The sequence below is a fragment of the Bacillus proteolyticus genome (assembly GCF_001884065.1).
Lineage (GTDB): Bacteria > Bacillota > Bacilli > Bacillales > Bacillaceae_G > Bacillus_A > Bacillus_A proteolyticus.
In genome coordinates this window covers 1-336 of sequence record NZ_MACH01000030.1, presented here as the reverse complement: position 1 = coordinate 336, position 336 = coordinate 1, and the positions used below count along the sequence as shown (strand labels likewise).

General features: G+C 31.5%; 1 protein-coding gene. It reads right to left on the bottom strand.

Annotated features, from left to right (window positions below; genetic code table 11):
* The coding region (locus tag BAQ49_RS03860) for a transposase (protein ID WP_131802707.1) at positions 1-336 on the bottom strand (336 nt) is incomplete at both ends.

Sequence of the window (336 nt, the reverse complement as noted above, 5' to 3'; positions counted from 1 at the left end):
GCTTTATATTCACTTAGCTCTTTCTGTTTCTTACGTAACAGGAGTTCTCTCATCTTAAACATTGTAGAAGAACATAATAGGATACTAATGAGTTGTCCATAAAGATGACATTCTAATCGCTCTTGTTTAATAGATTTACAACGATGAATTTGAAACCAAGATTTCCATATTTTAAATAACAGTTCAATTTGCCAACGTAGTGAATATAAATCATAGATTTTCTCTTTTGGTACCCATTCCGTAGGAATGTTTGTCATATATACCGTAATTCCTTGTAAAAGTTTCGTACGCTCTGTATATGTAATTCCTTTTTTCTTTTCACGAATAGCTCGATCA